The sequence below is a fragment of the Achromobacter sp. Marseille-Q4954 genome (genome assembly GCF_943737025.1).
In the GTDB taxonomy this organism is placed as follows: Bacteria; Pseudomonadota; Gammaproteobacteria; order Burkholderiales; family Burkholderiaceae_B; genus Achromobacter; species Achromobacter bronchisepticus_A.
The window spans coordinates 1,378,588-1,403,309 of the sequence record NZ_CALSFQ010000002.1 but is presented as its reverse complement, the minus strand read 5'-3'; the positions used below and the strand labels follow the sequence as shown (position 1 = coordinate 1,403,309).

General features: G+C 68.0%; 21 protein-coding genes. 6 read left to right on the top strand and 15 right to left on the bottom strand.

The window, feature by feature from the left end; genetic code table 11:
* Positions 1-101: 101 nt before the first annotated feature.
* The 4 genes from NGK62_RS24485 to NGK62_RS24470 all read left to right on the top strand — a co-directional run bounded on the left by NGK62_RS24485 (position 102) and on the right by NGK62_RS24470 (position 5,846).
* Positions 102-632, top strand: coding sequence for a DNA-deoxyinosine glycosylase (locus tag NGK62_RS24485; protein WP_286012471.1), 531 nt, complete (start codon positions 102-104; stop codon positions 630-632).
* Between the two features lie 127 nt (positions 633-759).
* Positions 760-1,530, top strand: coding sequence for a sulfate reduction electron transfer complex DsrMKJOP subunit DsrO (gene dsrO / locus NGK62_RS24480; RefSeq protein WP_059379375.1), 771 nt, complete (start codon positions 760-762; stop codon positions 1,528-1,530).
* Between the two features lie 19 nt (positions 1,531-1,549).
* The gene (nrfD, locus tag NGK62_RS24475; protein WP_059379390.1) at positions 1,550-2,584 is read left to right on the top strand and encodes an NrfD/PsrC family molybdoenzyme membrane anchor subunit; all 1,035 of its coding nucleotides are present in this window, start codon (positions 1,550-1,552) and stop codon (positions 2,582-2,584) included.
* A gap of 61 nt (positions 2,585-2,645) precedes the next feature.
* A complete protein-coding gene (locus NGK62_RS24470; RefSeq protein ID WP_251880716.1) occupies positions 2,646-5,846 on the top strand; it encodes a tetrathionate reductase subunit A in 3,201 nt (1,066 codons plus the stop codon).
* A 27-nt stretch (positions 5,847-5,873) separates the two neighbouring features.
* Here NGK62_RS24470 and ccmI read toward each other — a convergent pair whose 3' ends face one another.
* Genes ccmI through napE form a run of 14 tightly spaced genes read right to left on the bottom strand, consistent with a single transcriptional unit; the run spans position 5,874 to position 17,011 of the window.
* Positions 5,874-7,166, bottom strand: a complete 1,293-nt coding sequence (ccmI, locus tag NGK62_RS24465; protein ID WP_251880714.1) for a c-type cytochrome biogenesis protein CcmI — start codon at positions 7,164-7,166, stop codon at positions 5,874-5,876.
* Positions 7,163-7,657, bottom strand: coding sequence for a cytochrome c-type biogenesis protein (locus NGK62_RS24460; protein ID WP_118933963.1), 495 nt, complete (start codon positions 7,655-7,657; stop codon positions 7,163-7,165). Before NGK62_RS24460 ends, ccmI begins: the two co-directional genes overlap by 4 nt.
* Positions 7,654-8,175 (bottom strand): DsbE family thiol:disulfide interchange protein, encoded by a 522-nt coding sequence (locus tag NGK62_RS24455; RefSeq protein ID WP_059379378.1) that lies wholly within the window; start codon positions 8,173-8,175, stop codon positions 7,654-7,656. Before NGK62_RS24455 ends, NGK62_RS24460 begins: the two co-directional genes overlap by 4 nt.
* Positions 8,175-10,181 carry a heme lyase CcmF/NrfE family subunit gene (locus tag NGK62_RS24450; RefSeq protein WP_251880711.1) on the bottom strand — a complete coding sequence of 669 codons (2,007 nt, stop codon included), beginning with the start codon at positions 10,179-10,181 and terminating at the stop codon, positions 8,175-8,177. Before NGK62_RS24450 ends, NGK62_RS24455 begins: the two co-directional genes overlap by 1 nt.
* On the bottom strand, positions 10,178-10,633 hold the full coding sequence (gene ccmE / locus NGK62_RS24445; RefSeq protein ID WP_251880710.1) for a cytochrome c maturation protein CcmE: 456 nt from the start codon (positions 10,631-10,633) through the stop codon (positions 10,178-10,180). Before ccmE ends, NGK62_RS24450 begins: the two co-directional genes overlap by 4 nt.
* A complete protein-coding gene (gene ccmD / locus NGK62_RS24440; RefSeq protein ID WP_118933961.1) occupies positions 10,630-10,797 on the bottom strand; it encodes a heme exporter protein CcmD in 168 nt (55 codons plus the stop codon). The genes ccmE and ccmD overlap by 4 nt, the downstream gene beginning before the upstream one ends.
* Positions 10,794-11,582, bottom strand: a complete 789-nt coding sequence (gene ccmC, locus NGK62_RS24435) for a heme ABC transporter permease CcmC (protein ID WP_251880708.1) — start codon at positions 11,580-11,582, stop codon at positions 10,794-10,796. The genes ccmD and ccmC overlap by 4 nt, the downstream gene beginning before the upstream one ends.
* Before the next feature lie 7 nt (positions 11,583-11,589).
* On the bottom strand, positions 11,590-12,255 hold the full coding sequence (gene ccmB, locus NGK62_RS24430) for a heme exporter protein CcmB (RefSeq protein WP_013393089.1): 666 nt from the start codon (positions 12,253-12,255) through the stop codon (positions 11,590-11,592).
* A complete protein-coding gene (gene ccmA / locus NGK62_RS24425; protein WP_118933959.1) occupies positions 12,221-12,895 on the bottom strand; it encodes a heme ABC exporter ATP-binding protein CcmA in 675 nt (224 codons plus the stop codon). The genes ccmB and ccmA overlap by 35 nt, the downstream gene beginning before the upstream one ends.
* Positions 12,882-13,520 carry a cytochrome c3 family protein gene (locus NGK62_RS24420; RefSeq protein WP_059379383.1) on the bottom strand — a complete coding sequence of 213 codons (639 nt, stop codon included), beginning with the start codon at positions 13,518-13,520 and terminating at the stop codon, positions 12,882-12,884. The genes ccmA and NGK62_RS24420 overlap by 14 nt, the downstream gene beginning before the upstream one ends.
* Before the next feature lie 15 nt (positions 13,521-13,535).
* Complete coding sequence (locus NGK62_RS24415) at positions 13,536-14,012, bottom strand: nitrate reductase cytochrome c-type subunit (protein WP_059379384.1); 477 nt, start codon at positions 14,010-14,012, stop codon at positions 13,536-13,538.
* A gap of 20 nt (positions 14,013-14,032) precedes the next feature.
* Positions 14,033-16,528: a periplasmic nitrate reductase subunit alpha gene (gene napA / locus NGK62_RS24410; RefSeq protein ID WP_059379385.1), complete on the bottom strand. Its 2,496-nt coding sequence runs from the start codon at positions 16,526-16,528 to the stop codon at positions 14,033-14,035.
* The gene (locus NGK62_RS24405; protein ID WP_059379386.1) at positions 16,512-16,829 is read right to left on the bottom strand and encodes a chaperone NapD; all 318 of its coding nucleotides are present in this window, start codon (positions 16,827-16,829) and stop codon (positions 16,512-16,514) included. Before NGK62_RS24405 ends, napA begins: the two co-directional genes overlap by 17 nt.
* A 23-nt stretch (positions 16,830-16,852) precedes the next feature.
* Positions 16,853-17,011: a periplasmic nitrate reductase, NapE protein gene (napE, locus tag NGK62_RS24400; protein ID WP_013393095.1), complete on the bottom strand. Its 159-nt coding sequence runs from the start codon at positions 17,009-17,011 to the stop codon at positions 16,853-16,855.
* A 70-nt stretch (positions 17,012-17,081) separates the two neighbouring features.
* Here napE and NGK62_RS32360 point away from each other — a divergent pair, with 70 nt between their 5' ends.
* Positions 17,082-17,207, top strand: a complete 126-nt coding sequence (locus NGK62_RS32360) for a hypothetical protein (RefSeq protein ID WP_280014944.1) — start codon at positions 17,082-17,084, stop codon at positions 17,205-17,207.
* A 38-nt stretch (positions 17,208-17,245) separates the two neighbouring features.
* Here the strand turns inward: NGK62_RS32360 and NGK62_RS24395 are convergent, their stop codons facing one another.
* On the bottom strand, positions 17,246-18,154 hold the full coding sequence (locus tag NGK62_RS24395) for a LysR family transcriptional regulator (protein ID WP_251880707.1): 909 nt from the start codon (positions 18,152-18,154) through the stop codon (positions 17,246-17,248).
* An 868-nt stretch (positions 18,155-19,022) separates the two neighbouring features.
* Here NGK62_RS24395 and NGK62_RS24390 point away from each other — a divergent pair.
* The gene (locus NGK62_RS24390; RefSeq protein WP_251880705.1) at positions 19,023-24,692 is read left to right on the top strand and encodes a YadA-like family protein; all 5,670 of its coding nucleotides are present in this window, start codon (positions 19,023-19,025) and stop codon (positions 24,690-24,692) included.
* Positions 24,693-24,722 lie beyond the last annotated feature (30 nt).

Below are 24,722 nucleotides of genomic sequence, written 5' to 3'. Positions count from 1 at the left end.
CTCTTCGGCGGTAGTCCCCGGCATTGATAAGCACTGTTCCATGAATCGGACAGTGGGGCCGGAACTCGCGGCTGGCGTATCCTTCGGGCATGGAAGACGGCATGAATACGGCCCTGGCGGGCGGCAACAACGATCAGGTCCAGGGCTTTGCCCCGGTGGCGGGGGCTGGCGCGCGCGTGCTGGTGCTGGGTTCGATGCCTGGCGTGGCATCGCTGCGGCAGGGCCGCTATTACGCGCATCCGCGCAACGCCTTCTGGCCCATCGCGGCCAGCGTCTTCGGCTTTGATCCCGGCCTGGACTATGCGCTGCGCTTGCAGGCCCTGCAAGCCGCCGGCGTCGCCTTGTGGGACGTGCTGCAAGCCTGCGAGCGTCCCGGCAGCCTGGACGCCGATATCCGCGGCGACACCCTGGTCGCCAACGATTTCGCAACCTTCCTGGAACGCCACCCTGGCATCGTCCGGGTCTGCTTCAACGGCGCCAAGGCCGCGGCGATGTACCGGCGCCACGTGCTGCCCGGGCTGGCCGTCCCGTTGGAATACATGGACCTGCCGTCGACCAGCCCGGCGCATGCGGCGGCGTCGTTCGAGCACAAGTTGGCTGCCTGGGGCCGGGCGCTCAAGATCGAGGATTGACGGGTTGGGCCGCAGACCGGCTCCGGGTTTACACTTATCCGTCCCCGGTTTGATACTTATCAAGCCTCTATATAACTCCAAGTGATAAGTTAATTCTTGTAACAGAATTAACGCTTGGAGAAGCACTATGAGTACCCCCGCCAGCCCCCCGGAACCGCCACTCCCGGGTAAACGTGGCTTCCTGAAGGGCTTATTGGGGTTGGGGGCCGCGGCCACCGTCATACCCATCCGCGCCGAGGCCGCCGGCATCAACGGCCAGCCGCCGCGCCGTCCTGGCATGGCGGGCAAGCGCTACGGCATGGTCGTGGACATGCGCAAGTGCATCGGCTGCCAGTCCTGTACGGTCAGCTGTTCCATGGAGAACCTGCCTCCCATCGGGCAGTTCCGCACCACCGTCCTGCAATACGAAGTCCTGCCCGACGCCGGCGGCCCCGCCTCCATGGTGATGCTGCCGCGCCTGTGCAACCACTGCGACAACCCGCCTTGCGTGCCGGTCTGTCCGGTGCAGGCCACCTTCCAGCGCGAAGACGGCATCGTGCTGGTCGACAACGAGCGCTGCGTGGGCTGCGCCTATTGCGTGCAGGCCTGTCCCTACGACGCCCGCTTCATCAACCACGAAACGCAGACCGCCGACAAATGCACCTTCTGCGAGCACCGCCTGGAAGCGGGGCTGCTGCCGGCCTGCGTGGAAAGCTGCGTGGGCGGCGCGCGCGTCATCGGCGACATGAACGATCCCGACAGCGCGATTTCCAGGCTGCTGGTCGAGCACAAGCAAGACATCAAGGTGCTCAAGCCCGAAATGAAGACCGATCCCCACGTCTATTACATCGGCCTGCCCGATGCGTTCGTCCATCAGGTCGACGGCCAGGCCGGCGTGCGGCTGGCTGGCGGCCATTGAGCCATCGAAGGGGATGAGCATGCAGATCTCTGAATTGTTGACGCCGGTCTACGACGCCGCCTGGCTGCCGTGGGCCGTGCAGTACTTCTTCCTCATCGGCATCAGCGCCACCACCGCGCTGACCGCCGCGTTTGCGGCCTTTGGCAGCGCGGGCTCGCCTGCCCGCCGCCTGCTGCCCGCGGCCGTGACGGTGCTGCTGGTCAGCGCCATCGCCGCGCCCGTGTCGCTGTTGGCGGACTTGCACCAGCCGGGCCGCTTCTGGCACTTCTACGCGCATGTCACGCCCTGGTCCTGGATGTGGCTGGGCGCCTTGCTGCTGCCGGTGTTCGTGACCCTGGCGCTGCTGTTCTGCGCCGCCTGGTGGTGGGGCCGCATCGGCTGGGTGCGCGTGCTGGGCATGGCGCTGGCGGTGTCGGCGCTGTCCATCCTGGTCTATACCGGCGCGGAAGTGATGGTGCTGCGTTCGCGGCCGTTGTGGCACACGGTGTTCCTGCCGGTGAACTTCGCGTTGACAGCCTGGCTGGGCGCGTTGGGGGCCATGTTTTTGGTGGGCCGCTGGCTGCGCGGCGGTACGCAGGCCATGCCGGTGGAACTGTTGCGCAGCCTGAGCGTGACCGCGGTGGTGATGATGGCGCTGGGCGCCGGCGCCTGGGCGCTGCTGGGCCTCTTGGGCATGGATCCTTCGTTCGACGCCGCGCTGCGGCTGTTCGCGGAGTTTCCGATCTGGCGCGTCAGCCTGGCGGGTGCGGTGGCGACCGGCTTCTGCATGATCGCGCTGTTGCAGCGTCCGGCGCGCACGCTGGCCGCGCCGCTGCCTTCAGCCGCGCTGGCGCTGACCATGCTGGCGGCCGCGTGGATCTTCCGCTGGGTGGTCTTCATGAGCGTGCAGGGCGTGCCGAAGTACGGCGCCGGCCTCTATCTGTACGACATGCCCTGGGGCAGCGATGGACTGCTGGGCATGGTGGGCGTGCTGGGCCTGTGCGTGGCGCTGATCGCCGCCGTGACCTACGCCTTGGAGCTGTTTCCGGCGCGCACGCGCGGCCTGGCGGCCTGAGCGCCGCCGCCTGGGCCTGTGTGTGCACAGGTCCTAGACGAAAGAACATGGAATGAAAGCAATGGACAAGCAACACGAAGACGACAAGCGCGGCGCCCCGCCGGACGAGGCCGCCGATCAACCGCGCGACGAGGCGCGGCGCAAGATGATGGTGCGCGGCGGCGTGGTCGCCGGCGGCATGGCGGCGTTCGCGGCGGGCTACGGCGAGACCGTGGTCCGGGCCGTGAAGGGCCTGGCGCAAGGCACGGCGGGCGTGCCCACGGCGCATGCCGTGCGCGGCAATTCGCTGACGCCGGAATTCCGCATCGATCCCTTGACCGGCGTGCTCAGCGCGCAGCCGGGCCAGACGGTCAGCCCCTCCAGCTGCCTGGGCTGCTGGACCCAGTGCGGCGTGCGCCTGCGCGTGGATACGCAGGAAAACCGCATCCTGCGCGTGGCCGGCAACCCCTACCATCCGCTGGCCACGACCCGGCCGGCCGCGATGGAAGCGCCGGTGCGCGAGGTCTACGCGCAACTGGGCGGCGACAACGGCCTGGAAGGGCGCGCCACGTCCTGCGCGCGCGGTTCGGCCATGCTGGAGCAGATGAACAGCCCGTTCCGCGTGCTGCAGCCGCTCAAGCGCGTGGGCAAGCGCGGCGAGGGCAAGTGGCAGACGATCTCGTTCGAACAGCTGGTGCAGGAAGTCTGTGAAGGCGGCGACCTGTTCGGCGAAGGCCAGGTGGACGGCCTGCGCGCCATCTTCGACCGCGAAACGCCGCTGGACCCGCAGAATCCCGAGTACGGCGCCAAGGTCAACCAGTTCCTGTTCACCGATGCATCCAACGAAGGCCGCACCCCGCTGATCCAGCGCTTTGCCGGGCAATCGTTCGGCACGGTCAACTTCAGCAACCACGGTTCCTATTGCGGCCAGAGCTTCCGCGTGGGCGCGGGCGCCGCATTGGGCGACCTGAAGGGGATGCCTCACGGCAAGCCAGATTGGGACAACGCGCGCTTCGGCCTGTTCATCGGCGCGGCGCCGGCGCAGGCCGGCAACCCGTTCCAGCGCCAGGCCCGCCAATTGGCCGAGGCCCGCGTGCGGCCGGAAGAGACTGGTTTCACCTACGTGGTCGTGTCGCCGATGCTGCCGGCCTCGTCCAGCCTGTCGGCCGGATCGGGCAATGAGTGGGTGCCGGTCAATCCGGCCGGCGACCTGGGCCTGGCCATGGGCCTGATCCGCTGGATCCTGGATAACGAGCGCTACGATGCCCGCGCGCTGGCGCAGCCCGGCCCAGCGGCCATGAAGGCCGCGGGCGAGGCGGCCTGGACCAACGCCACCCATCTGGTGGTGGCGGAACCCGGCCATCCGCGTCTGGGCAGTTTCCTGCGCGGCGCCGACCTGGGCTGGCCGCGCCCGGCCGATGCCGGCGAGAAGTGGGAAGACGTGTACGTCGTGCGCCTCGAAGACGGCACGCTGGCGCCGCATACCGCGGCCGCGCCCGCCACGCTGTTCGTGGACGACACGGTCGCCGCGCCCGGCATGGACGGCGCGCCGCAAGCGCTGCGCGTGCGCAGTTCGCTGTCGCTGCTGCGCGAGGAAGCGCGCCGCAAGACGCTGGACGAATACGCGGAACTGAGCGGCGTGCCGGCCGCCAAGATCGCGTCGCTGGCCGAGCGTTTCACCAGCTACGGCAAGCGCGCCGTAGCCGACGCGCACGGCGGCACCATGAGTGGCTCGGGTTTCTATACGGCCTATGCCATCGCCATGCTGAACACGCTGGTGGGCAACCTCAACGTCGAAGGCGGCCTGGTGCTGGATGCCGGCCCGTTCCCGCCCTACGGGCAGGGGCCGCGCTACAACATCGCCGGCTTCGCCAACCGCGCCACGCCCAAGGGCGTGGGCCTGTCGCGCAACCGTTTTCCGTACGAGAAGTCCAGCGAGTTCAAGCGCAAGAAGGCCGCCGGCCAGCCGGCCTATCCGGCCGCAGCGCCCTGGTATCCGGCCACCGGCGGGCTCAGCTCGGAAATGCTGGCGTCCGCGCTGGCGGGCTATCCGTACCATGCCAAGGTCTGGTTCAACCACATGAGCAACCCGATCTACGGCATCGCCGGCTTGAAGAGCGTCATCATCGACAAGATGAAGGATCCGCGCCTCTTGCCGCTGTCGGTATCGATCAACCCCTTCATCAACGAGACCAACGCGTTGGCCGACTACATCGTGCCGGACACGGTGACCTACGAAAGCTGGGGCGTCTCGGCGCCCTGGGCGGACGTGGTGGCCAAGGCGTCCACCGTGCGCTGGCCTGCCGTGCAGCCGCGCGTGGCCCGCACGGCCACGGGCGAGCCGGTCTGCCTGGAAACCTTCCTGATCGCCTGCGCCAAGCGGCTGGGCATGCCGGGCTTCGGCGCGGGCGCCATCTCCGACAAGGACGGCGTCAAGTACGCGCTGGACACGCCGGAGGACTTCTTCCTGCGCGGCATCGCCAACATCGCCTTCGCGGCCGGCAAGCCGGTGCCGGAGGCCAGCGATGACGACATGGCGCTCACCGGCGTGGACCGCTACGGTCCGTTGTTGCAGCAGAAGCTCAAGCCGGGCGAATGGCGCCAGGTGGCCATGGTGATGAGCCGCGGCGGGCGCTTCGACAAGATGCAGGACGCCTGGGTGGAAGAGGGCGGGACGCGTCAGACGCGCGCCGCCTACGCCAAGCCGCTGCAGGTCTGGAGCGAGGAACTGGCGGGCTTTCGCCATTCCATGACGGGCGAGCGCTATAGCGGCTGTCCGACCTGGTACCCGACGCGGCTGGCCGACGGCAGTGATATGCGCGCGCAATACACGCGGCAGGACTGGCCCTTCCTGCTCAGCTCGTTCAAATCCAACCTGATGAGCTCCATGTCCATCGGCGTGAACCGCCTGCGCCAGGTGCATCCGCACAACCCGGTGTCGATCAACCGGCAGGACGGCGAACGCCTGGGCATCCGCAACGGCGATGCGGTGCGCATCGTGACGCCGGGCGGCGCGGTGACCGGGCTGGCGCTGCTGCGCGACGGCATCCAGCCGGGCGCGGTGGGCATCGAGCACGGCTACGGCCACACCGAGCTGGGCGCGCGCGCCCACGTGGTGGATGGCAAGCCCATGGCGCACGACCCGGCGCTGGCCGCGGGCGTGAACCTGAACGACCTGGGATTCGGCGACGCCACGCGCGGCGAGCATGCCAACGTCTGGATCGATTGGGTGTCCGGCGCGGCGGTGCGCCAGGGGCTGCCGGCGCGGATCGAGCGGGTCTGAGGGCGCAGGCGGCCGGTATCGTGAGCCTCAGGGTACGACGGTATCGGCCACCAGCGTCAGTCCTTCCGCATGGACGCCGACGCCGGATAGCGCGCCGCCCAGGTCGCCCGCCCGCGCGGCCGCCGTGCCGGACTTGCTGACGCGGATCTCCACGCGCACCTTGCTGGCACGCGACAAGGTCGCGTCCGGCGACATGGCGCTGCTATCGTCCAGCACGAAATCCCGCGGCAGGTCCGAGACCTGCATGCGCAGGATGGCCAGCGGCATGCGCGATCCCTCCTCGGGACGCGCCAGGATGAACACGGTATCGGAGGGCTGGACCCGGCCGCGCAGCGCGTCGGCGATGCTGGCGCGTCCGCTGATGCGGGCGGCGGTGACTGCGGGCGTAGTCGCTGCGCCAGCGGCAGGAGCCGACGCCGAGACGGGGGCGGATCCGGGGGCCGAGGCCGTGGCAGTTGCACTGGCAGGCGCGCCCGCCATGGCGCGCGCCTGCGCGATGTTGGACTGGATCTGGCGCGCGGCCTCCGAGTCCGGCGGCAATTGCGCCTGCAGCCGTTCCCAATGCGCCAGCGCCTCGGCCGCGTCGCCGCGGCGCAACGCCATCATGCCGGCCAAGGCCAGGGCCTTGGGCTGGTCCGGCTGCGCGGCCAGGGCTTGCGCCACCGCCGCGATGGAGGCGTCGTCGGGGTTGCCCTGGTTGGCCGATAGCAGCGCGTCGGCCAGGTCGGCCAGTACCGCGGGCTGGCCAGGAACCAATCGCAGCACCTGTTGGTAAGCCGCTACCGCATCGGTATAGCGTCCCAGGGTTTCATACGAACGCGCCAGCATGTACCAGCCGTCGGCGTCATCGGGCGCGGTCCGCAGCCGCTGGGCCAGGGCATTGATGGCCAGCGTCATGTCGTTGCCGGCGTCCGCCGCATGCGGTTCGGCGGGTTGGCCCGCGCTGGCGCTGGCCGCCGCGCGCGGGTTGCCCAATTGGCCGTACAGCAGCACGGCCGCCACCGGAATCAGCACGGTCAGCAGGCAGGCGGCGGTGATCCCGGCGCGTTGTCCAGCCCAGGGCGCGCCGCGGTTGCGCCGCAAGTCCAGGTCCTGCAACAGGTCGCGCTGCAGCTCTTCCTCCGCGCGCATGCCGGCGGCGGCAGTGAGGCTGCCGTTGTCCATGTCCCGCCGCAATTGCTCGCGCTGCGCCAGATAGAACGCGCGCACATTGGCCTCGGACGCGGGTTGTGCGGCGGGCGCGCGCCGCAGCAAGGGCGGAATCAGGCAGAGCAGGGTCGCCAGCAGCAGGAGCACCACGATGATCCAGGGTGCGGTCATGAGCCGGTATCCAGGAAGCGCGCCGCGCGCGCGCGTTCGTCGGCGGTCAGGGGCGCGCGCGCGCCGGCGCGGCGCTTCAAGGTGCGCACCAGCACCACGAAGCCCAGCGCCAGCAGCGCGAACGGCCCCAGCCACAGCAGCCAGGTGATGGGTTTGAAGGGCGGGTCGTAGCGCACGAAGTCGCCATAGCGGTCTTCGAAGAAGCGCATGATCTGCGCGTCGCTGCGGCCTTCGGCCAATTGATCGCGGATCAGCTTGCGCATGTCCTGGGCCAACGGCGCGTTCGACTCGGCCAGCGTCTGGTTCTGGCATACCAGGCAGCGCAGTCCGTGGGCCAGCTTGTCGGCGCGTTGTTCCAGGACAGGGGGCAAGGGCTGCGCGGCGCCGGCGTGGACCTGGGCGCGCGCGGCAGCGGTCAAGGCCAGCGCCAGCAGCAAGGCGCGCAGGGCGGTCCGCAACAAGCGGCAAGGCAGGGCGGCGGGCCGTTTCATTGCAGCGCCTCGATGGCGGGCTGGATGCGGTCGCGCCAGATCTCCGGCGTGATCAGGCCCAACTGCTTGTAGCGGATACGGCCGTCGCGGTCGATCACGAAGGTCTCGGGCACGCCGTAGACGCCATATTCGATGCCGACGCGGCCATCGATGTCGCTGGCGGACGCGATGTAGGGGTTGCCGTTGCGCGCCAACCAGGCTTCGGCTTCTTCCGGCTTGTCCTTGTAGTTCAAGCCATACAGCGGAATGCCGTGGCGCCGGGCGGCTTCGCGCAGCACCGGCAGTTCGTCCTTGCACGGCCCGCACCAGGACGCCCACACATTCAGCAGCCAGACCTGGCCGCGCAGCGATTGCACTTCCAGTTTCCTGCCGGGGTCCAGCAGCACGGGCAGGCCGATGGCGGGGGCGGGCTTGTCTATCATGGCCGATGGCACCGCGCGCGGATCGCGCGACAGGCCCATCGCCAGGAACACGGCCATCGCCAGGAAAGCGGCCAGCGGCACCAGGTAGCGCAGCATCAGGCGCCCTCCCGCGTGGGCCGCGCGGCCCCGGGCATGGTGGCCTGCGGCGCGCGCGCCGGCTCCTGCGCGCGGCGGTAGCGCTTGTCGCCGGCCGCAAGCAGGCCGCCCAGCGCCATCAGGATGCAGCCCGTCCAGATCCAGGTCATGAAGGGCTTGACCTGCAGGCGCACCGTCCAGGCCTTGTCGCCCACCGGTTCGCCCAGCGCCACGAACAGGTCGCGGGTGAAGCCGCTGTCGATGTCGGCCTGGCTCAGCGCCATGTCCTGCACCGTGTAGAGGCGCTTTTCCGGATACAGGGTGAGCACCGGCTTGCCGTCGCGGGTCACCGGGAACACGGCGCGCTGCGCGCTGTAGTTCGGCCCGGCAGCCGGGGCGATGCTGGCGAAGGTGAAGGCGTAGCCGCCGGCTTCCTGGGTGGCGCCCAGCTCCATCCGCAGCTCCTGCTTGACCTCATAGCCATTGGCCAGCGTGACCCCGGCGATGAAGACACCCATGCCCGCGTGTGCCAGCAGCATGCCGTACCAGGAGCGCGGCTGGCGCCCCAAGCGGCGCAGCCAGTTGCCGTCGCCGTCCGTCAGACGCTGCCAGGCGTGCGCGGCGGCGCTGGCGACCGACCACGCGGCCAACCACAGGCCCAGCATCACCATGGGCGAGCCCAGCCGCGCCGGGCCCGGCATGGCCAGTGGCAGCAGCACGGCCGTGGCCACGCTGACCGCGAAGGCGATGCGCAGGCGGCGGCCCAGGTCGGGCAGCTCGGCCTGTTTCCAGCGCGCCACCGGACCGACGCCCATCAGGAAGATGGCAGGCGTCATCAGCGGCACGAATACGGCTTCGAAATAGGGCGGACCGATGGAGATCTTGCCCCACTCCAGCACGTCCAGCACCACCGGGTAGAGCGTGCCCAGCAGCACCGATCCCGCCGCCACGGTCAGCACCACATTGTTGGATAGCAGCAGGGATTCGCGCGACAGCAGCGAGAATCCTCCGCCCAGGCCCACCGTGGGCGCGCGCCAGGCATAGAGCGCCAGCGATCCGCCCACGATCACCAGCATGAATCCCAGTATGTACAGTCCGCGGCCCGGGTCCACCGCGAAGGCATGGACGGACGTCAGCACGCCCGAGCGCACCAGGAAAGTGCCCAGGATGCTGAGCGAAAACGTGCAGATCGCCAGCAGCACGGTCCAGCTGCGGAAGGCGCCGCGCCTCTCCGTGACGATGAGGGAATGGATCAGCGCGGTGCCCGCCAGCCAGGGCATGAAGGAGGCGTTTTCCACCGGATCCCAAAACCACCAGCCGCCCCAGCCCAGCACGTAATAGGCCCAGGCACTGCCCAGGAGGATGCCTATGGTCAGGAAGGTCCAGGCCGCCAGCGTCCAGGGGCGTACCCAGCGCGCCCACATGGCGTCCAGCTCGCCCGACAGCAACGCCGCGATGGCGAAGGCGAAGGCCACCGAAAAGCCCACGTAGCCCATGTACAGCATGGGCGGATGCACGATCATGCCGGGATCCTGCAACAGCGGATTCAGGTCGCGGCCGGCCATGGCGGGCGGCATCAGGCGTTCGAAGGGGTTGGACAGGAACAGCAGGAACAGCAGGAAGCCCACGCTGATCCAGCCCATCACCGCCAGCACGCGGCCGACGAAGGGCAGGGGCAGGCGGCGGCTGCACAGCGCCACGGCCAGGGTCCAGGCGGTCAAGAGGTAAAGCCACAACAGCAGCGATCCTTCATGTCCGCCCCAGACGGCCGCGAAGCGGTAGGCGGCCGGCAGGTCCGCGTGGGAGTTGGCGGCCACGTACAGCACGGAAAAATCGTTGTCCAGGAACGCCCAGGCCAGGCAGCCTATGGCCACGGTGGTCAAGCCGAACTGGCCGATGGCGGCGGGCCGCGCCACCCGCAACCCCGCTTGCCAGCCGGTGGCGGCGCCCACCAGCGGCAGCACGCCCTGCGCCAGCGCCACCAGCAGCGCCAGGATCAGGCTGAACAGGCCGATCTCGGGAATCATTGCGCCTCCGCGCGCATGGCGTCAGGCCCGGCGCCCGCGCGCTTGATCGCATCGGCGGCCTCGGGCGGCATGTAGTTTTCGTCGTGTTTGGCCAGCACCTCGGTCGCGCGGAACACGCCTTCTGGTCCCAGCTTGCCGGCCACCACCACGCCCTTGCCCTCGCGGAACAGGTCGGGCAGCAGGCCCTGATACGTGACCGGCACGGTGTGCGCGGTGTCCGTCACCACGAAGCGCAGCGTCAGGCCGTCGGCCTCGCGGCGCAGCGAGCCTTGCTCCACCAGGCCGCCGACGCGGAAGCTGCCGTTGGCGGGCGCTTCCCGCGCCACCACCTGGGTAGGGCTGAAGAAGAACACCAGGTTGGATTGCAGGGCGTTGAGCACCAGCGCGGCGGCCGCGGCCAGCAGGCCCAGGCCGCCCACGATGGCGAGCGCGCGGCGCTTGCGCGGGCTCATGGCGCCGTCCCGTCCACGCGGGCGGCAGCCTGCGCCGCGCGCCGGACGCGGCTGCGCCGCCACAGCACCAACGCTTCCAGGCCGATCAGCGCCAGCGTCACGCCATACGCGCCCAGCAGATAGGGGCTGTGGCCTTGCAGCGAGAACAGCGCGTCCCAGCTCATGCCGCCTCCCGCCGCGTCCTGTCCGCCCGGACCGCGCCCGGCTCGCGTTCGGCAATGATGCCGCGCACACGCGCCAGCGCCGCCGCCGCGCTGTAGAGCCAGAACGCCGCCACCATCAGCAGCATTGCGGTCACCATGATGTGGGCCATGCTGGGCGCGGTGGTGAGATTGATCGACGCGCCCTGGTGCAGCGTGCTCCACCAGCGCACCGAGAAATAGATGATGGGCACGTTGATCACGCCCGCCAGCACCAGGATGGCGCCGCCGCGGTCGGCCCGCTGCGCGTCGTCGGCAGCGGCCGCCTGCAAGGCCATGAAGCCCAGGTACAGGAACAGCAGTATCAGTTCGGAGGTGAGCCGGGCGTCCCACACCCACCAGGCGCCCCAGGTCGGCTTGCCCCACAGCGCGCCGGTCCACAGGGTCAGGAAGGTGAACAACGCGCCGGTGGGGGCCAGCGCCCGCATCATCATGAACGACAGGCGGGTGTTGAAGATCAGTCCCAGGGCGGCGTACAGCGCCATGATCAGGTACAGGAACATCGACATCCATGCCGCCCCGACGTGGATGAAGAGGATGCGGTAGACCTCGCCCTGCTGGCTGTCGGTGGGCGCGACCGCCAGCCCCACGTACAGGCCCGCGGCCGCGAACAGCGCGGCGCCCAGCGCCAGCCATGGAATCATGCGGCCGGCCAGCGGATAGAACGCGGCGGGCGAGGCGTACCGCAGCCAGCCCGCGCCGGCTGCCGCGGCGGGCGGATATGCGTTCAGGGCAGGGTGCTTGTGCATGGCGTCCTCAGTCCAGCGCCACGCGCAGCGCCGCCGAGGCGCTCCAGGGGCACAACAGGATGGCCAGGCACAGGCATGCGCCCAGCAATGACAATTGCGGTCCGGCGCCCATGCCCGCGTGCGAGGCCGACACCGCGCCCGCGCCGAAGATCAGCACCGGCACGTACAGCGGCAGCACCAGCAGCGGCAGCAGGGCGCCGCCGCGCAGGCCCAGCGTCAGCGCCGCGCCCAGCCCGCCCACCAGCGCCAGCGTCGGCGTGCCCAGCAGCAGCGACAGGACCAGGATGCCGATGGCCTGCGGCGACAGGCCGAACTGCAGCGCCAGCACCGGGCTGGCCAGGATCAGGGGCAGGCAGCTGCTGAACCAGTGCGCCGCCAGCTTGGCGCCCACCAGCAGCGGCAGCGGGTGCGGCGACACCAGCAGCTGTTCCAGCGCGCCGTTGTCGTAGTCCTGGGCGAAAGGCCGGTTCAGCGTCAGCAGGATGCCGAGCAGGGCGCAGACCCACAGCACGCCCGGTCCGATGGCCAGCAGCAGCGCGGGGTCGGGGCCGACCGCCAGGGGGAACAGCGTGCCGGCCACGATGAAGAACAGGGTGGCGCCCAGCGTGTCCGCGGGCCGTCTCCAGGCCAAACGGATTTCACGCAATGCCAACTGCGACAGCGTAGCCAGCATCCGCGTAGTCATCCATGTTCAGGGTTTGGGTATGCGTGGCGGCGGTGCCGGGTTCGCGGTGCGAAGCGAGCACGGCGGCGCCGCCGGCCGCGAGGTGGGCTTCCAGCGCCAGGCGCAGCTGCTCCAGGCTGGCCGCGTCCAGGCCGGCGTCGGGTTCATCCAGCAGCCACAGGGGCTTGGCGCCGAGCACGACCGCCGCCAGCGCCAGCCGCCGGCCCTGTCCCTGGGACAGGCGCAGGGCGGGCATGTCGGCACAGGATTCCAGGCGCCATGCGCGCAGGGTGCCCGATAACCGAGCTTCGGCCTGCGGCGTGCCGGCGACGTGCAGGGCGTAGCGCAGGTTCTCGGCGGCGCTCAGTTCGCCGCACAGGCCGTTGCCGTGTCCCAGGTAGGCCATGCAGGCGCGGTAGCCGGCGGCATCGCGGCGCGCATCGTCGCCGCGCCACAGCACGCTGCCCGCCAGCGGCCGCAGCAGGCCGGCCAACATGCGCAGCAGGCTGGTTTTGCCGCTGCCGTTGGCGCCGCGCACGTGCAGCAACTGGCCGCCATGCAGCTCGAAATCCACGGGCGCGGAACATCCGCGGCGGCTGGCCAGGCCGCGCGCGCAAAGCATGGGCGGCGGCGCGTCAGCGGGCCGCATGCGCCACTTCCTTCGCCGGGCCTGCCGGCGCCGGCGCCATGGAGGTCGGGCCCGGCCCCATGTTGGGCAGCTTGTGGGCGATGCCCTTGTGGCAGTCGATGCAGGTCTTGCTCTTGTCCGCCAGATAGGTCGAATGCATGTTCTGCGCGCGCGGACTCTGGCGCGTGAAGTCCATGTATTCGTAGTTGTGGCAGTTGCGGCATTCCAGCGAGTCATTGGCCTTGAAGCGCGCCCATTCGTGCTGGGCCAGCTCCAGGCGCTTTTCCACGAATTTTTCGCGCGTGTCGATGGTGCCGAAGATCTTGCCCCAGACCTCCTTGGACGCCTGCATCTTGCGCGCGATCTTGTCGGTCCAGTTGTGCGGCACGTGGCAGTCCGAGCACAGCGCCCGCACGCCGGAGCGGTTGGTGAAGTGGATGGTGCCCTTCAACTCGGCGTACACGTTGTCGCGCATCTCGTGGCAGCCGGTGCAGAACTTCTCGGTGTTGGTGAGTTCCATGGCGGTGTTGAAGGCGCCCCAGAACAGGATGCCGCCGATGAATCCGCCGACCGTCAGGAAGCCCAGGCTGAAATGCACGCTGGGCCGTCGGATGATGTTCCAGTAGCGCTTGATGAGTCCGAGCATGGCTGCCTCCGTCGCTTACTTCTTGGCGGGCGCCGGGGCGGTCAGGCGCTTGAGGATCACATCGATGTCCTGGTAGGTATTGGACACCAGCGGCTTGGCCTCGGTCTGCGGCACGTGGCACTGCACACAGAAGTAGCGGCGCGGCGAGACTTCCGCCAGCACGTTGCTGTCGCGGTCCATGTAGTGGGTCACGCTCAGGGGCGGGGCCTGGGTCTCCTCGGTGTTCACGCGCGCGTGACAGGCCAGGCAGCGGTTGAAGTCCTTGTCGACCTGGTAGCCGTCGATCTTGTGCGGAATGGTGGGCGGCTGCATCGAATACGTGCGCATGCGCCGGATGTCCTTGTTTTCGACCGGGCTGATGAGCGGCGGGTCGGTTTCCTGCGCGACGGGGGTGGGGCCGCGCATGGGGTCTTCGACCTCCAGCGGCGGCGCCGCCCAGGCGGCCGAACCAAGGATGACGCATGTCGCGAGAGTAAGGGCGCGTAGGTTCATGGCTGTCTCCGGTTCGCCTTTCAGACCTTGACGATCTTGACCGCGCACTTCTTGAAGTCGGTCTGGAACGAGATCGGATCGGTGGCGTCCAGCGTGACCTTATTGATCAGCTGGCCGGCGTCGAACCAAGGCACGAACACCAGGCCGCGCGGCGGCTTGTCGCGGCCGCGGGTCTCCAGGCGCGTGCGCATCTTGCCGCGCCGCGACACGACCTCCACCTCGACGCCGCGCCGCAGGCCCATTTCCTGGGCGTCGTCGGGGTGCATGAAACAGACCGCGTTGGGAAAGGCGCGGTATAGCTCCGGCACCCGCCGCGTCATCGAGCCGGAATGCCAGTGCTCCAGGACGCGTCCGGTGGACAGCCAGAACGGGTATTCCTTGTCCGGCGATTCGGCGGGCGGTTCATAGGGCAGGGCGTAGATCACCGCGCGGCCGTCGGCGTTGCCGTAGAACTCGAAGCCGGCGCCCGGCTTCACGTAGGGGTCGCTGCCTTCGCGGTAGCGCCACAGCGTTTCCTTGCCCTTGACCACGGGCCAGCGCAGGCCGCGCACTTCATGGTAAGTATCGAACGGCGCCAGGTCATGCCCATGGCCGCGCCCGAATTCGGCGTATTCCTCGAACAACCCCTTTTGCGCATAGAAGCCGAAAGCCTCGGCTTCCTGGTTGGCGTAGTCCTTGTCGCGCTCGGTGTTGGGGTAACGATTGACCTTGCCGTTGGCGAACAGCACGTCGAACAGTGTCTTGCCCCGGTACTCGGGCTTCTTGGCCAGCAGATCCGCGGGCCAGACCTCCTCGACCTTGAAGCGCTTGGAGAACTCCATCAACTGCCACAGGTCCGAGCGGGCCTCGCCCGGCGCGTTGACCAGCTGGTGCCAGAACTGGGTGCGGCGTTCCGCGTTGCCGTAGGCGCCTTCCTTTTCGACCCACATGGCGGTGGGCAGGATCAGGTCGGCCGATATCGTCGTGACCGTGGGGTAGGCGTCCGAGACCACGATGAAGTTCTCGGGGTTGCGGTAGCCGGGCAGGCCTTCGTTCATCAGGTTGGCCGCGGCCTGCATATTGTTGTTGACCATCACCCAGTAGGCGTTGATCTGGCCATCCTTGAGCATGCGGTTCTGCAGGACGGCATGCGCGCCCACCTTGCTGGGGATGGTGCCGTCGGGCAGTTGCCAGATTTCCTCGGCGTGCGCGCGGTGCTTGGGATTGGTCACCACCAGGTCGGCCGGCAGACGGTGCGAGAACGTGCCCACTTCCCGGGCGGTGCCACAGGCAGAGGGCTGGCCGGTCAGCGAGAATGGGCTGTTGCCCGGGGTGGAGATCTTGCCGGTCAGCAGATGGATGTTGTAGGCCATGTTGTTGGCCCACACGCCGCGCGTATGCTGGTTGAAGCCCATGGTCCAGAAAGAGGTCACGCGTACTTTCGGGTCGGCATAGAGTTCGGCCAGTTCCTCCAGTTGCTTCTTGGGCACGCCGCTCAGCTTGGCGGTGTAGTCCAGATCGTACTTGGAGACGAATTTGGCGAATTCGTCGAAAGTCATCGGCTTGGAGCCGCCGGCATCGCCGGCGTTCTTGGCGGCTTTTTGCAGCGGATGGTCGGGGCGCAGCCCATAGCCGATGTCGGTATTGCCTTCGCGGAACGTCGTGTGTTTGTCGACGAAGTCGCGGTTCACGCGCTTGGTCTGGATGATATGGTTGGCGATGTAGTTCAGGATCGCCAGGTCCGTCTGCGGCGTGAACGTCAACGCCATGTCGGCCAGCTCGTAGGAGCGGTGCTCGAAGGTGGACAGCACCACCACCCGGGTCTTGGGGGCGGACAGCCGGCGGTCGGTCACGCGGGTCCACAGGATGGGGTGCATCTCCGCCATGTTGGAGCCCCACAGCACGAAGGCATCGGCGTTCTCGATGTCGTCGTAACAGCCCATGGGTTCGTCGGCGCCGAAGGTGCGCATGAAGCCCACCGCCGCCGAGGCCATGCAGTGGCGCGCGTTCGGGTCCAGGTTGTTGGTCCGGAAGCCCGCCTTCATCAGCTTGAGCGCGGCGTAGCCTTCCCAGATGGTCCATTGCCCCGAGCCGAACATGCCCACGGCCTCGGGGCCCTTGTCCTTCAGCACTCGCTTGAATTGCTCGGCCATGACGTCGAAGGCCTGGTCCCAGGACACCGGCGCAAATTCCCCGTCCTTGGCGTACTTGCCGTCCTTCATGCGCAGGAGCGGCGTGGTCAGCCGGTCGTTGCCGTACATGATCTTGGACAGGAAATAGCCCTTGACGCAGTTCAGGCCCTTGTTCACCTCGGCGTTGAAGTCGCCGTGCGTGGCCACGACCTGGTTGTCCTTCACGGCGACGTTCACGCCGCAGCCGGTCCCGCAGAACCTACAGGGCGCCTTGGACCACTTGAGCTTGGCGGCCTCGGATTCGGTGACGATGTTCTGCGTGTAGCCGACGATGGGTATGCCGGCCACGGTGGCGGCTGCTGCGGCGGCGGATTGCTTGATGAAGTCTCTACGAGCCATTGCCATCGTCAATCTCCTCGTTCATCGCGTCCAGCGAGTCGGCGTGCTGGTAGACCAGCGCCGAAGCCAGCACGCCATCCAGGCGCTGGATCTCGGAGATCCGGGCCATCATGTCGTCGGTGGAGGGGGCTTCCAGGGTGACCACCAGTTTTCCGGTGTCGGAAGCGCCATGGATTTCCGCTCCGGAGATCGCAAGAATCGCCAGGCGGACGTCGGGCAAGCGGCGCGGCGCGGCGTGCACCACCATGCTGGCGATATGCAGCTCTGGCGGCGCCGCAGGCGGCGCGGAATGGGGGAGCGCGGACATGGGAGGGGTTCCGTCGCGTCGCATCAGCTACCGGGGGGGCCGGCGATCAGCTGATAGAACCAGACGAGGAAACCGTAACCTGCCACGATGATGACCGACAGGACGGGGGCCATGACGGCCGTCAGGAACAGGAAACTTCGAAGTTCCTGAGGCTTGGTGTAGCCATCGGACTCGTTTTGCACACAGCACCTCACTACGACAGTTGGGGCATTGCGTTTAACGTGCGGATATCGAAGCTTTTAGCAGATGGCTTTGAAAGGCGTCAATGTTGCACCACGGCGTAACAATGTGCGCGCGGCGCTGTATAGCAAGATGCAAAACGGTCAGGCTGGCGATGAAAAAAATCCGTCATTGAAAGATCTGGCTGCAGATGGATGACCCGAAGGCGCGCCAAGGCGCAGAGACCGACGCGCGGTTCAAACCGCGGGCTGGAGCAGCGCCGGAATGTCCCGCTTCAGCAGTTCCAGGACCGCCCGCACGCGTTGCGGCATCGGACGCAGGGGCGGAAGCAGCGCGTTGAGCGGAAGCGGCGGCACGCGATAGCCGTCCAGCAGTTCGACGAGGCGTCCTTGCGCCAATGCCCTGGCGCACGCGGGATGCTGCAGGATGCCGATGCCGCCGCCAGCGAGGATCAGATCGTACATGGGGCGCCAGTGGCTGACGGTCATGGCGGTCTTGATGCGCGTCTGGGTCACCGGGCCGTTCTCGCGCGCCAGCGGCACTTGATCGTTCGCGAAAATAGCCTTCAAACGGATGAACGGATGGGACGCCAGGTCCGCCGGCGCTTCTATGGGGCCGTGAGCAGCAAGATAAGAAGGCGCCGCTACCAGCTTGCGAGCCACCCAGCCAAGCGGAAAGGCAATGTAGCCCCCGTTTTCGTTGAGACGGCCCAGGCGCAGCGAAATGTCGAGGCCTTCGGTGACCGGGTCGGCGATGGTGTCGTTCAGCATGAGATCGATGTGCAGATCGGGGTGGGCCGTGCGCACGTTCATCAGGGCTTTGGGAACCACGATCTCGCCCAGGCACTGCGGCACGGCGAGTCTCAAACTTCCTTGTATCTGAAGGTTGCTCAATGATACGGAATTTATCGTCATTTCCGCCGCTTCCAACAACTGCTTGCCCTGTTCGTAGAACGTCCGGCCTTCAGCGGTGCAGCTCAGTTTGCGCGAACTGCGCACCAAGAGGCGGGCACTGAGGAAACGCTCCAGCTTGTCGATGCGTTCGCTCACTGACGGTTGGCTCAGATCGAGATCTCGTGCCGCGCCCGAGATGGTTCCGCGTTCCACCACGCGGAGAAAGATGCGTATCGCTGCCAGCAAATCCACGGAACCGCTCCTCAAGAAACCCATGCCCCGATCCACAGACGGATGAGCGGTCCATTTGTTTAGTGGGCGCAGCGGCGGGCATGTCAGTTCCCGCTGTTACCCGCTAGCGGCCTGCCGGTATAGGCAGGCTAAGCCGATACGTCCCATAGGCCCAAGTGCAATGTGCGATTGCAATTGCGCGCCGTAGTCTTGGTCTCAATGCATCACCCGATGCAGTCGCTGCGGGACTCCTCCGCCGGCAAGCGAGGCGTCCCGCGATAGTTCCGACGCATTTCCTTTTCCATCTCCATCAATAGATCGACCGCTTGCGTGGCGCAGTTGGCGAGAGCCCGGCTTCGGCCAGAGCGCTTGCGTAGCCGGGTGGCGTGAGTCGCCGCAGCGTGTTCACGGTGCCGTCAGCGCCGCAGGGAATGGCTGCGAAGACGAGAAGTTCCCTAGAGTTTTTGAACTGGAGCACCCATTCATGAACAAGATACTCAGGAACGTTTGGATCAGTGCGGACGAAGACAGGGGGGCAGGCGGGCAATCCGTTCGGAAGCGCCCGAAGCTGAACATGAGGCTCGATATTGCAGCGGGACTTGCGGTACTGGCGAGCCTGATGGGAACGAGTCCGCAAGGTCATGCAGCAACGTACAACCCGAATGGTTGCGCTTCTCCCAAAGGGACGGGACCTGACGGCATAGCCTATCCTGCGGGTAAGGGTCCGCGCGATGGATCCGGCCTGTGGTCCAACGTGATTGGATGCGATGCCGATGGCGGCAATTTCGTAGGCGTGCAGGTCCTGGGTTTTCAAGCGACGGCGACGGGCAATGCGGCGACCGCCCTGGGGTTTGCGGCTACGGCGGCAATCCGCAGCACAGCCGTAGGCATGCAGGCGGGAGCCCTCGCCCTGGGCTCGACCGCTCTTGGCCAATGGGCGCGCGCCACGGCGGTCGGCAGCGTCGCCATCGGCGGCAATAACTCCTCCAATACCGCGGCGGCGGGGGCGCAGGCTTCGGGTCTCAATGCCGTCGCGATCGCAGGGGAGTCGCGTGCCATGGGGGCGGATTCCGTTGCGATAGGCACGCGTGCGCAGGCTCGGCGCGATGGCGATGTGGCCGTCGGCATCGACAGCGTGGCGGATGGCGCCACAGGGAATTTCTCGGCCGTGGCCATCGGCCGCGGTAGTTCGGCGATCGGTGAAAACTCGGTGGTGTTGGGCAACGCCAATCGGGCCACCGGAGCCGGGGCCGTCGCGCTGGGCAATAGCTCGGCGGCTGCGGGCGCCGCGGCATTGGCTGTTGGCAACGATGCCAACGCGCTGGCCGCGCGCAGCATGGCGTTGGGGTTCGATTCGGTCGCAACCAACTCGGACGACGTCGCGCTGGGGGCGGGATCCGCCACCTCGGCAGCCGTCGGCACGTCCGGCGCCGCAATCGCGGGGCGATCCTACTCGTTCGCCGGGGCGACGCCCGCCAGCACGGTCAGTGTGGGCAGCACGGGTGTGGAGCGCTCCATCACGAACGTTGCGGCAGGGCGGCTCGGCGCTCTCAGCACGGATGCCGTCAACGGCTCGCAGCTTCATGCCACGAATCAGGCGGTGAATGCCTTGGGCGACCGGGCGGTGACCTATGACGGCAACGAGGGCGATCCCAAGAGCCTGATCACATTGGCGGGTTCCGCGTCCACGGACGGCGGCGCGACCGGCGGCACCAGGCTGACCAATCTCGCACGGGGGGCGTTATCGGCCACCAGCACCGATGCCGTGAACGGCGCGCAGTTGCATGAGACGAACCAGGACGTGCAGCGCGTGGGCGACCGGGTGACGACCATGGGCGACACGGTGACCAGCATGGGTAACACCGTGACGACGATGGGTAACACGATGACGACCCTGGGTGACACCGTGACGAACCTCGGCGACACGGTCACGACCATCGGGGGGACCGTCACGACCCTGGGCGATACGCTCACCAGCCTTGGCGGCTCGTTGGCAAACCTGACCGGCGACACGAGCGGGACGTATACCGACGCCAATGGCCTGGGCATCCGCTATGCGCGGACCAACGAGCGCGGGCTTACGCCCAGCGATGCCCATGCTCAGAACCCCGGTAGTACGGCGCTGGGCTACAACGCGCGGGCCACGGCCGACAACGCGTTGGCAGTTGGGCGCGAAGCCCAGGCAAGCCATGCCGGCAGCGTGGCGTTGGGCGCGAACGCGGTCGCCAACGGCGCGACGCTGGGCGCGGCGGCGTACCGGTCGGGTACGGCGGCGGTGGCGGGCGCTGCGCCCGTGGGCGAGGTGAGCATAGGCTCGACGGGCGCGGAGCGCCGCCTCACTCACTTGGCCGCGGGCGCTTCCGACACGGATGCGGTGAACGTAAGCCAGCTCAAGTCCGTGGCCGAGAATGTCGGCAGCCTGGGCGACCGGGCGGTGACCTATGACGGCAACACGGGTGATCCCAAGAGCCTCATCACCTTGGCGGGATCGGCATCCACGGACGGCGGCATGACGGGCGGCACCAAGCTCACCAACCTGGCGCGGGGGACGCTGTCGGCCACCAGCACCGACGCGGTGAACGGTTCGCAACTGCACGAGACGAACCAGGACGTGCAGCGCGTGGGAGACCGGGTGACGACCATGGGCGATACGGTGACCAGTATGGGTAACACGGTGACGACGATGGGTAACACGGTGACGACCCTGGGTGACACCGTGACGAACCTCGGCGACACGGTCACGACCATCGGAGGCACCGTCACGACCTTGGGGGATACGCTCACCAGCCTTGGCGGCACGCTGGCGAACCTGACCGGCGATACGAGTGCGACGTACACGGACGCCAACGGTCTGGGCATCCGCTATGCGCGGACTAACGAACGGGGGCTGACGCCCAGCGACGCCTACGCGCAGAACCCCGGTAGTACGGCGCTGGGCTACAACGCGCGAGCCACGGCCGACAATGCGCTGGCAATTGGGCGCGAAGCCCAGGCAAGCCATGCCGGCAGCGTGGCGTTGGGCGCGAACGCGGTCGCCAACGGCGCAACGCTGGGCGCGGCGGCGTATCGGTCAGGTACGGCGGCGGTGGCGGGTGCTGCGCCGGTGGGCGAAGTGAGCATAGGCTCGACGGGCGCAGAGCGCCGCATCACTCACCTGGCTGCAGGCGCGTCCGATACGGACGCGGTGAACGTAAGCCAGCTCAAGTCCGTGGCCGAGAATGTCGGCAGCCTGGGCGACCGGGCGGTGACCTATGACGGCATCGCGGGTGATCCCAAGAGCCTCATCACCTTGGCGGGATCGGCATCCACGGACGGCGGCATGACGGGCGGTACCAAGCTCACCAACGTGGCGCGGGGGACGCTGTCGGCCACCAGCACCGACGCGGTGAACGGTTCGCAGCTGCATGAGACAAACCAGGAAGTGCAGCGCGTGGGAGACAGGGTGACGACCATGGGCGATACGGTGACCAGCATAGGTAATACCGTGACGAACCTCGGCGACACGGTCACGACCATCGGGGGGACCGTGACGACCCTGGGCGATACGCTCACCAGCCTTGGCGGCTCGTTGGCGAACCTGACCGGCGATACGAGCGGGACGTATACCGATGCCAATGGCCTGGGCATCCGCTATGCGCGGACCAACGAACGCGGACTCACGCCCAGCGACGCCTACGCGCAGAACCCCGGTGGTACGGCGCTGGGCTACAACGCGCGGGCCACGGCCGACAATGCGCTGGCAATTGGGCGCGAAGCCCAGGCAAGCCATGCCGGTAGCGTGGCGTTGGGCGCGAACGCGGTCGCCAACGGCGCGACGCTGGGCGCGGCGGCGTACCGGTCGGGTACGGCGGCGGTGGCGGGCGCGGCACCGGTGGGCGAGGTGAGCATAGGCTCGACGGGCGCGGAGCGCCGCCTCACTCACTTGGCCGCGGGCGCGTCCGACACGGATGCGGTGAACGTAAGCCAGCTCAAGTCCGTGGCCGAGAATGTCGGCAGCCTGGGCGACCGGGCGGTGACCTATGACGGCATTGCAGGTGATCCCAAGAGCCTTGTCACCCTGGCGGGATCCGCGTCCCTGGACGGCGGCATGACAGGGGGCACCAAACTCACCAACGTGGCGCGGGGAACGTTGTCGGCCACCAGCACCGATGCGGTGAATGGTTCGCAACTGCACGAGACGAACCTGGACGTGCAGCGCATGGGCGACAGGCTGACCGACCATGGCGATACCTTGACGACCATGGGCGACACGTACACACACTTGACGGGGAACCCCAACCTGACCAACAAGGCCGACAACGGGCTGGGCTTACGCTATGCGCGGACCAACGAATCGGGGCTGGCGGAAGACGACGCCTACGCGCAGGGCGTGGGCAGCACGGCGCTGGGCTACAACGCGCGGGCCTCTGCCGGCAACGCGCTGGTGCTGGGCCGTGAGGCCCAGGCGAGCCAGGACGGGAGCGTGGCGCTGGGTTCCGGTTCCGTGTCCGCCCGGGCGTTGACGCCGACCACGGGCAGTCTTGCGGTCGGCAGCGGCGGCGCCCTGGTGCCGTTCAACACGGCGGATCTCACCTTGCTGGGTGCGGTATCCGTGGGCCACGATGGCGCGTACCGCCAGATTACCAACGTGGCGGACGGTACAGACGAGCATGATGCGGTGACCTTGCGGCAACTGACCGGCGCGATCGGCTCCTTGACGACCACGGGGACTCAGTACTTCCATGTCAACTCGGCGGCTTCCGATTCCCTGGCGGTGGGGATTGAGTCGATCGCGGTCGGACCGCAGGCGGTGGTCAATGGCGACCGCGGTCTGGGGATCGGGGATCGGGCTGTGGTGGATCAGGGCGCGCCCGGCGGCATCGCCCTGGGACAGCAGGCGCGCACGACGTCGGCGGATGGCATCGCGATGGGAACGCAAGCCTTGGCTGACGCGGCCCAGGGAGTCGCCTTGGGCGCGGGCAGCCAGGTCGTCGCGGGCGGTGGCGTAGCGCTGGGCGCGAGATCGGTCGCCAAGGCGGTGGCCGGGGCAGCAGGGTATGTGCCCCTGGGCGCCAATGGCGCGGCCGTGAACGCCACGCGCAGCACCTTGGCCGCGTTGTCCGTGGGTGACGCCGATACCGGTATGTATCGGCAGATCAACGGGGTGGCTGCGGGTACTGTGGATTCCGACGCTGTGAACGTCAGCCAGTTGAAGGCGCTGGCCTCGAATGTGAGCGGGCTCGAAGCGGGAGGGGTGAAATATGACCTCAATGCGGACGGCACCACCAACTACGCCATGGTGACCTTGAACCCCGGCGGCGCAGCCTCGGTGCTGAGGAACGTGGCGCGGGGCGCGCTGTCGGCGGACAGCACGGAGGCGGTCAATGGCTCGCAGCTGTTCGAGACCAATCAGTACGTCAAGTCGATCGGCGATACGGTCGATAACTTCACCAAGGGAGGCGCTGGGATCAAATACTTCCATGCCAATGGCGGGGCGTCGGCGATGCTGCCGGACTCGCAGGCCAACGGCGTCGGGAGTATTGCAATGGGACCGGGCGCGGCGGCCAATGGCGCCAACTCGGTTGCCTTGGGCAATGGCGCGGCAGCGGGCAAGGATGGCGATGTCGCACTGGGCGCAGGCGCCGTGGCGGACAGGGGCGCGGAGAACTACGCCGGCAAGTATTCGGACACGCAAAACAAGTCGGTCGGCACGGTATCCGTGGGCTCGTCGGGGGCGGAGCGCACGCTCAGCAATCTGGCCGATGGCCGCGAGGCCACGGACGGCGTGAATCTGCGGCAGCTGGACGGCGCGCTCAAGCAGGCCAACGACTATACCGACAAGCGCTTGCAGGATGTGGCAGGCAATGTGCTGCAGGTCGGCGACCAGCTCACCGCGCTGGATGAGCGCGTGGCCAATGTCGAAGACGATGTGACGAGCATCAGCAATGGCGCCGCCGGCATGTTCCAGACCAGCCAGGAGGAAAAGGCGGCCAAGCCGCCCAAGGCCAGCGGCAGCAATTCGGCGGCGGGCGGTGCAGGCGCGGTGGCCTCGGGCAAGAACAGCACCGCGATCGGCAATGGCGCGCAGGCAACCGGCGCGGGAACCACCGCGTTGGGCAACGGCAGCAAGGCGTCGGGCAGCAATGCCGTGGCGCTGGGCGCGGGGTCTGTCGCCGACCGCGACAACACGGTTTCGGTGGGCTCGGCCGGGGCCGAACGCCAGATCACGCACGTGGCCCGCGGCACCGCCGGAACCGATGCGGTGAACGTGAACCAGTTGCGGGAAGTCGCGAGCGGCTTGAGCAACCAGGTGGCGGGCTTGCGCAAGGACGTGCAAGGGCTGGACAACCGGTTGAGCGCCGGCGTCGCTTCCGCCATGGCCATGTCGGCGCTGCCTCAGGCCTATCTGCCCGGCAGGAGCATGCTCAGCATGGGCGGCGGCACGTGGCGCGGGGAAAGCGGCTTCGCCATGGGGCTGTCCACGGTGTCCGACAGCGGCAGATGGGTGGTGAAGGGCCTGGCCAGCAGCAGTTCGCGCGGCGACTACGGCGCGAGCGTGGGAGTGGGATATCAATGGTGAATACATGCCGCACGAACGCAGGCTCGCGGC

Coding starts and splice junctions, on each gene's coding strand:
- NGK62_RS24485 (WP_286012471.1), top strand. CDS start 102: ATGAATACGGCCCTGGCGGGCGGCAACAACGATCAGGTCCAGGGCTTT.
- dsrO (WP_059379375.1), top strand. CDS start 760: ATGAGTACCCCCGCCAGCCCCCCGGAACCGCCACTCCCGGGTAAACGT.
- nrfD (WP_059379390.1), top strand. CDS start 1,550: ATGCAGATCTCTGAATTGTTGACGCCGGTCTACGACGCCGCCTGGCTG.
- NGK62_RS24470 (WP_251880716.1), top strand. CDS start 2,646: ATGGACAAGCAACACGAAGACGACAAGCGCGGCGCCCCGCCGGACGAG.
- ccmI (WP_251880714.1), bottom strand. CDS start 7,166: ATGACCGCACCCTGGATCATCGTGGTGCTCCTGCTGCTGGCGACCCTG.
- NGK62_RS24460 (WP_118933963.1), bottom strand. CDS start 7,657: ATGAAACGGCCCGCCGCCCTGCCTTGCCGCTTGTTGCGGACCGCCCTG.
- NGK62_RS24455 (WP_059379378.1), bottom strand. CDS start 8,175: ATGCTGCGCTACCTGGTGCCGCTGGCCGCTTTCCTGGCGATGGCCGTG.
- NGK62_RS24450 (WP_251880711.1), bottom strand. CDS start 10,181: ATGATTCCCGAGATCGGCCTGTTCAGCCTGATCCTGGCGCTGCTGGTG.
- ccmE (WP_251880710.1), bottom strand. CDS start 10,633: ATGAGCCCGCGCAAGCGCCGCGCGCTCGCCATCGTGGGCGGCCTGGGC.
- ccmD (WP_118933961.1), bottom strand. CDS start 10,797: ATGAGCTGGGACGCGCTGTTCTCGCTGCAAGGCCACAGCCCCTATCTG.
- ccmC (WP_251880708.1), bottom strand. CDS start 11,582: ATGCACAAGCACCCTGCCCTGAACGCATATCCGCCCGCCGCGGCAGCC.
- ccmB (WP_013393089.1), bottom strand. CDS start 12,255: ATGCTGGCTACGCTGTCGCAGTTGGCATTGCGTGAAATCCGTTTGGCC.
- ccmA (WP_118933959.1), bottom strand. CDS start 12,895: ATGCGGCCCGCTGACGCGCCGCCGCCCATGCTTTGCGCGCGCGGCCTG.
- NGK62_RS24420 (WP_059379383.1), bottom strand. CDS start 13,520: ATGCTCGGACTCATCAAGCGCTACTGGAACATCATCCGACGGCCCAGC.
- NGK62_RS24415 (WP_059379384.1), bottom strand. CDS start 14,012: ATGAACCTACGCGCCCTTACTCTCGCGACATGCGTCATCCTTGGTTCG.
- napA (WP_059379385.1), bottom strand. CDS start 16,528: ATGGCAATGGCTCGTAGAGACTTCATCAAGCAATCCGCCGCCGCAGCA.
- NGK62_RS24405 (WP_059379386.1), bottom strand. CDS start 16,829: ATGTCCGCGCTCCCCCATTCCGCGCCGCCTGCGGCGCCGCCAGAGCTG.
- NGK62_RS24390 (WP_251880705.1), top strand. CDS start 19,023: ATGCAGGCGGGAGCCCTCGCCCTGGGCTCGACCGCTCTTGGCCAATGG.